This window comes from Rhabdothermincola sp. (genome assembly GCF_036846205.1).
Classification (GTDB): domain Bacteria; phylum Actinomycetota; class Acidimicrobiia; order Acidimicrobiales; family Acidimicrobilacustridaceae; genus Rhabdothermincola.
The window spans coordinates 1-6,328 of the sequence record NZ_DAIUCK010000138.1 but is presented as its reverse complement, the minus strand read 5'-3'; the positions used below and the strand labels follow the sequence as shown (position 1 = coordinate 6,328).

6 protein-coding genes are annotated in these 6,328 nt (G+C 68.7%); all 6 read right to left on the bottom strand.

Features of this window, described 5'->3' with window-relative positions:
• Nucleotides 1-87 precede the first annotated feature (87 nt).
• The 6 genes from rodA to ndk all read right to left on the bottom strand — a co-directional run bounded on the left by rodA (nt 88) and on the right by ndk (nt 6,262).
• Entirely contained in the window at nt 88-1,245 is a 1,158-nt protein-coding gene (rodA, locus tag V7004_RS14820; protein ID WP_334144961.1) for a rod shape-determining protein RodA, read from the bottom strand.
• Entirely contained in the window at nt 1,245-3,221 is a 1,977-nt protein-coding gene (gene mrdA / locus V7004_RS14815; protein WP_334144960.1) for a penicillin-binding protein 2, read from the bottom strand. The genes rodA and mrdA overlap by 1 nt, the downstream gene beginning before the upstream one ends.
• A gap of 30 nt (nt 3,222-3,251) precedes the next feature.
• On the bottom strand, nt 3,252-3,758 hold the full coding sequence (mreD, locus tag V7004_RS14810; protein WP_334144959.1) for a rod shape-determining protein MreD: 507 nt from the start codon (nt 3,756-3,758) through the stop codon (nt 3,252-3,254).
• Nucleotides 3,755-4,585: a rod shape-determining protein MreC gene (gene mreC, locus V7004_RS14805; protein ID WP_334144958.1), complete on the bottom strand. Its 831-nt coding sequence runs from the start codon at nt 4,583-4,585 to the stop codon at nt 3,755-3,757. Before mreC ends, mreD begins: the two co-directional genes overlap by 4 nt.
• A 13-nt stretch (nt 4,586-4,598) precedes the next feature.
• Nucleotides 4,599-5,633: a rod shape-determining protein gene (locus V7004_RS14800; RefSeq protein WP_442968074.1), complete on the bottom strand. Its 1,035-nt coding sequence runs from the start codon at nt 5,631-5,633 to the stop codon at nt 4,599-4,601.
• Nucleotides 5,634-5,851: 218 nt separating this feature from the next.
• Nucleotides 5,852-6,262 (bottom strand): nucleoside-diphosphate kinase, encoded by a 411-nt coding sequence (ndk, locus tag V7004_RS14795; RefSeq protein ID WP_334144956.1) that lies wholly within the window; start codon nt 6,260-6,262, stop codon nt 5,852-5,854.
• Between the last annotated feature and the right edge of the window lie 66 nt (nt 6,263-6,328).

Here is a 6,328-nt window from a genome sequence, read left to right as displayed (position 1 = left end):
GCCCGAGACCGCGGATCGATGAACAGAACGGGAAAATGGGGGCTCGGCGGGCCGGGAATGGGGGCGCCGCGGGCCGGGAGTGGCGGCTCAGCGGAAGCGGCGCATGTGGACGTTCAGCACCAGTCCGAGCGACGCGAACGTGGTCAGTGTCGAGGACCCCCCATACGACAGCAGCGGGAGTGGAATGCCCGTCACAGGCATGATCCCCATGGCCATGCCCACGTTCTCGAAGACCTGGAAGGCCAGCATCGAGAGCACCCCGACACACAGAAGGGTGCCGAGCAGGTCACGCGACAGCTGCGCAGTCCGCCAGATCCGCCACATGACGACCCCGTAGAGCCCGAGCACCGTCGCCGCGCCGACGAAGCCGAGCTCCTCCCCCACGGCGGTGAAGATGAAATCGGTCTGCTGCTCGGGGACGAACCGCAACTGGGTCTGGCGACCGTCGAACAGCCCCTCCCCGGTGAGGCCGCCGCTGGCCACCGCGATCTGGCTCTGGGTGACGTTGTAGGTGGTCCCCTGCGTGTCCCGGCCGGGATCGAGGAACGCGGTGAGACGGTCCTTCTGATACTGCTTGAGCACGTTCGAGTTCAGGATGCCCACCACGCCGATGAGCCCCACGAGGGTCAGCGCGACGATGTAGCGGAGTCTCAGGCCCCCCACGAGCAGCATCCCGAGCACGATCGACACCAGTACCAGCACCGTGCCCAGGTCCGGCTGCAGCAGGATCAGCGCCATCGGTGCCCCCGACACGCCGAGCAGCACGGCAAGGCGCCGCAGGTCGATGTCGCCGGCCCACATGGCGAGCACCGCGGCGAGCGTGAGGATCAGCACCACCTTGGCGAACTCGGCCGGTTGCACCTGGAACGACCCGAAGCCGAACCACGCCTGCGCCCCCTTCGACTGCTGCCCGAGCGGCGAGAGCACCCCGAGCAGGCCCAGCATCATGGTCCCGTAGAGCGCCCACGCCCAGTCACGCAGGCGCCGGTAGTCGACCAGCGTGGCCGCCACCATCACCGCCGCCCCGACGGTGACGAACAGGGCCTGGCGTACGAGGAACGAACGATCAGGTGGATCGGTCGGGCCACGGGTGGCACTGAACACCATCAACACACCTATCGCCGCCAGCGCGGCCACGCACACGACGAGCACCACGTCGACGTGGCGCCAGGGTGCGGACAGATCACGGCGGCTCCGATCAGCACGGGGCCGCGCCGCCGACGGGGCGAGCGACGGCACCGCCACTACTCGGATCCCCCACTGATCTCTGACAGGTCAGTCAACCGCTGCCCGGACACCAGCTCGAGCAGGCTTCGCACCACCGGCGCGGCCGCTTCGGCCCCGAACCCGGACTCCTCCAGGATCGCGACCATCGCATACCGCGGAGCATCGACGGGGGCGAACGCCGCGAACCACGATGAGTCTGCCTTGCCCTTGACCTCTGCGGTGCCGGTCTTCGATGCCACCGGGAAGGCGGCCTGGTCGAAGCCCCGGAACGGGGCGTAGGCGGTGCCCTTCGGATCGGTGGTCACCCCCCGCAGCCCTTGGACGATCGGGTCGCGGATCTCCGGCGGGAGCGGCACCTGGTGCTCGACCACGGGCTCGACCACCCGCACCACCCCGCCCGGGTCGACCGGATCGTTCGGTGAGCGCAGCACCCGGGCCACCACGTTCGGCTGGTAGATCGTCCCGCCGTTCGCCAGTGCGGCGTACACGTTCGCAAGCTGCAACGGTGTGACGAGCACGTCACCCTGACCGATGGACATGTTGATGTTGTCCCCCGGGTACCAGGTCGGATCGCCGATCGCCTGCTCGTCGGGAGGGAGGGACTCCCAGATCTTGCGCTTCCACTCCGGTGTGGGGATGTTGCCGGCGCGCTCGTCCACCAGTGGAATGCCGGTCGGCCGACCCAGCCCGAACGCGTAGGCGGCATCCTGCATGGCCAGCTCGCCGTAGACATCCCGCTCCCGGTAGAAGCGGTGGCCGAGCCAGTAGTAGAAGACGTCGCTCGACACGGTGAGTGACCGGGCCACGTTGACCGGCCCGGCTGCGGAGGGGCTGCCGAACACCCGGTCGCCGGCATCGTAGGAGCCCCGATCGTTGTAGGTGGTCGTCCGGTCGATCAGACCGTGCGAGAGGGCGGCATAGGCGGTGATCGGCTTGAAGGTGGAGCCCGGAGCGTACTGGCCCTGGATGGCCCGGTTGATGAACGGGTTCTCCGACGCCGCACCGCCGGTGAGCTGGTCGTAGCGGGTCTGGCTGATGCCGTTCACGAACTCCTCGGGGTTGTACGTCGGGGCAGACGCCATCGCCACCACATTGCCGTTGTTGGGGTCGAGCACCACCACCGCACCCGCAGGAGCAGCCCGCAGCCGGCCGTCCCGGGTGCGGCTTCCCCTGATCGAGTCGAGCTTGTCCCGCAGCACCTGCTCAGCCAGGCGCTGCACGTCCAGATCGACCGTCAGCTGGATGTCGTGGCCCGGTACCGGTGGCTGCTCGTCGATGGTGCGCACCACCCGGTTCTGGGCGTCAACCTCCACCGTCTTGATGCCCGGACGCCCCCGCAGGTCGTCCTCGTAACTGCGTTCCACACCGTTCTTCCCGATGTTCGAGTCGGGCTGATACGGCTTGTCAGTCGGTTTCGGGTTGTCGGGCGTGCCCTGCTTGTCGGCCAGCTCCTTCGCCGAGATGCGACCCACGTAGCCCAGCAGGTGCGCGGCGGTCTCGCCGTAGGGGTAGGCGCGCACCGATTCCCGGCGCACTCCCACCGAGGGGAACTCGTCCGCTCGCTCGCTCAGGTAGAGGAACAGCTCCTCGGGAACGTCGATCGCCACGGGAACGGGTTGCAAGGGGTTGTACTGCTTGTCACCGAGGCGCCGTTCGATGGTGGAGACCTTCGTGGGGACCCCGAAGCGGGTCAAAGTCTCCGCGAGGCGACGCTTCAGCGCCGCGCTGTCAGGAACTGCCTGCAGATCGTGCGGGTTCACGGTGACTACCAGCGAGGTCCGGTTGTCGACGATGACCCGACCTTTGGCATCGAGGATCCGGCCACGGGGAGCCTCCTCGGCGATGGTGCGTACCCGGTTGGCCTGCGCCTCCACCTGGTACTCGGGCGCGGCCATGACCTGCAGGTACCACAGGCGGGCGAACAAGGTCCCGATGAGGGACACCACCACCACTCCGAGGATGCTCAGGCGAAGATGGGGAGACTCGCGATCCATCAGCGGAACCAGTCCATCAGATCCGGCCCGTCACCTCGTCGCGGGCCGCAAACCCGGCTCATCGTCCCAGGCCCACGCGACGATCGGTCGGGCCAGCGGGTACAGGAGCAGGTTGATCGCCGCCACCCCCATCATCACGACCGGGAGGTGTGCGGTGACCGCGCTGACCTGGCCCACCACCTCGGCCACTACGGCATACAGACCGACGCCGGCCGCGCTGGCCAGGGCGGCGAGCATCGCCGGTAGCGCCCGGCCGGTCCGCAGCACACTGCCCTGGAGCCGGCCCGCTCCGAAGCCGACCAGGCAGTAGACGAGCGCCGAGAGGCCGAGCGGGGTCTGCACCAGCAGGTCGAGCACCAGACCGGAGAAGAACCCGACCACCGCCCCCCGGTCGGGCCCGCCGGTCATCCCCGCCACCACGGCCAGGAGGAGGAACAGGTCGGCTGACACGTCAGCCACCCGCAACTGCGAGAACAGGCCCCGCTGGAGCACCGCGGCGGTCAGCAGCAACAGCCCGAAACGGGCGGCGCACTTCATGGCTGGGTCGGCTCCCACAACACCACGGTCACGAACGACAGATCCGACTGGCGGGCCAGCATGTCAACAGCCAGCTCGCGCTGCAGCGATCCCTTGCCGTCGCCCACCTCCGCCACCGTGCCGATCGGGATGCCCTGAGGGAACGTGGAGCCCGCCACGCCGCTGGTGACGAGGATCTGGCCCGGGAGCACGACCCGATCGACGTCGACCGTGGCGCTCAGCCGGGTCCCATCCCCCCGACCGCGGGCCACCCCCAGGACGTTCGTGCCCACGACGCTGAAGCCGACGGAGAAGTTGCCGCCCGACAGGAGATCCACCACGGCTCGGTCACCGGAGACGCGTACCCCCCTCCCGATGAGCCCCTGGCCGGTCACCACCGGCATCCCCCGACGCACCCCCGCGTTCTCGCCCCGGTCGATCTCGATGGTGCGGTCGAAGTTCGACACCGCACCCGAAATGACCCGCGCCCGGGCGGTGGGGAGGTCGCCGACGAAGGGGATGTCGGCCTGCTCGAGCAGCTGGCGCAGCGATTGCTTGGCCACCTCGCCACTGGTGATCTGCCCTTCGAGCTCGTCGACCCGCTGACGCAGCTCCTCGTTCTCCTTCGCCAACTCGTCGTAGGCGAAGGCGCCGTTCCAGGCGTTCCGTACCGGTTCGAAGGTGTCAGAAGCGAATGACCCGACGGGTTCGAACACGGCAAGCACGGCCGAGCGGGCCCGGTCGAGCGGTTCGAAACCCCGGAAGTCGAGGGTGAGCAGGGTGATCGAGGTGAGGATGAGCAGCAGGAGCGTGAAGCGGGAGCGCCCGGTGCGCCGGGAGACAGCCACGGCGGCCGCTCCGTCAGCCGCTCACGTTGGCCGAGAACAGCACGCCCTTCAGGGCTTCGAACTCCTCGAGCGACTGCCCCGAACCGATCGCCACCGCGTACAGCGGGTTGGGGGCGATGACGATGGGCATGCCCGTCTCGTGCTCGAGCCGGGCGTCGATGCCGTTGAGCAGCGCGCCGCCTCCGGCGAGGACGATGCCCTGCTCCATGATGTCGGCAGCCAGCTCCGGCGGGGTCTTGTCGAGCGTGACCTTGACCGCGTCGACGATCGCCGAGACCGGCTCCTCCAGCGCGTCCCGGATCTCCTCGGTCGAGGTGACGATGGTCTTCGGGAGGCCGGTCACCAGGTCACGGCCTCGGATCTCGGCGTGGAGCTCCTGCTCGAGCGGCCAGGCGGAGCCCAGCGCCATCTTCACCTCTTCGGCCGTGCGCTCGCCCAGCGCCAGGCTGTACTCCTTCTTGATGAAGTTGATGATGGCCTCATCGAGCTCATCGCCGCCCACGCGGATCGACTGGCTGGTCACCACCCCACCGAGAGAGATCACCGCGACCTCGGTGGTGCCGCCGCCGATGTCGACGATCATGTTGCCGGTCGGCTCCTGGACCGGCAGACCCGAGCCGATCGCCGCGGCCATCGGCTCTTCGATGATGTAGGCAGGCTTGCGGGCGCCGGCGAACTCCGCAGCCTCCTGCACCGCGCGCTGCTCCACCGGCGTGATGCCGGACGGCACCGCGATCACCATGCGGGGCTTGGCCCACTTGGAGCGGTGCACCTTCTGGATGAAGTAGCGCAGCATCTTCTCGCAGTAGTCGAAATCCGCGATGACGCCGTCCTTCAGCGGGCGGATGGCCCGGATGTGGGCAGGAGTGCGACCGATCATGCGCTTGGCCTCGGCTCCCACCGCCACCGGCCGGCCGTCGTTCACGTTGACCGCCACGACGGACGGCTCGTTCAGGACGATGCCTTCCCCGCGCACGTAGATCAGCGTGTTGGCCGTACCGAGGTCGACGGCCATGTCGCGACCCATGATCGATGACAGCGACGACAGGACTTGTGCGGCCATTGGTTCCGCTCTGGCTCCGGGACGAGGCGGGCGAGGTGTGATCGCAGGCTAGGCCAGATTGCCCACCATTGCTCGGTGGGCCCCGGGCCCTTCTCAACCTGTCAGCCTACCCCTCTGTAACCTGATCGCAACAGTGTCACCGGCCGGGCCGGGGTGGCCGCACGCCGTGCGGGATCCGGTCCCAGGGGCCCGGCCTGCCTGGATCAGCCCAGCCCGGGGAACCAGATGTCGATCTCGCGGGCTGCCGACTCGGCCGAGTCCGACCCGTGGATGAGGTTCTCGGTGAACAGGATGCCGAGGTCGCCCCGGATGGTGCCGGGCGCAGCTTCGCGGGGGTTCGTGGCCCCCATCATCGTGCGCACCACCTGCCACGTGTCCTCCGGACCCTCGACGACCATCACCACAGCCGGGCTGCGGGTGATGAACTCGATCAGCTCGCCGTAGAAGGGCTTCTCCGCATGCTCGGCGTAGTGGCGGGCAGCGGTCTCCTCGTCGACCTGGCGCAGCTCCATGGCCACGATCTTCAGGTTCCGCCGCTCGAAGCGGCTGATGATCTCGCCGACGAGACCACGCTCGACGGCGTCGGGCTTGCAGATGACGAGGGTGCGATCCATGAGCGCAGCAGGCTAGGCGTGCGCCGGTCGGCCGGTCGAACCGCCCTTCCCCACTCGAGCCCACCC

Coding starts and splice junctions, on each gene's coding strand:
- mrdA (WP_334144960.1), bottom strand. CDS start 3,221: ATGGATCGCGAGTCTCCCCATCTTCGCCTGAGCATCCTCGGAGTGGTG.
- mreD (WP_334144959.1), bottom strand. CDS start 3,758: ATGAAGTGCGCCGCCCGTTTCGGGCTGTTGCTGCTGACCGCCGCGGTG.
- ndk (WP_334144956.1), bottom strand. CDS start 6,262: ATGGATCGCACCCTCGTCATCTGCAAGCCCGACGCCGTCGAGCGTGGT.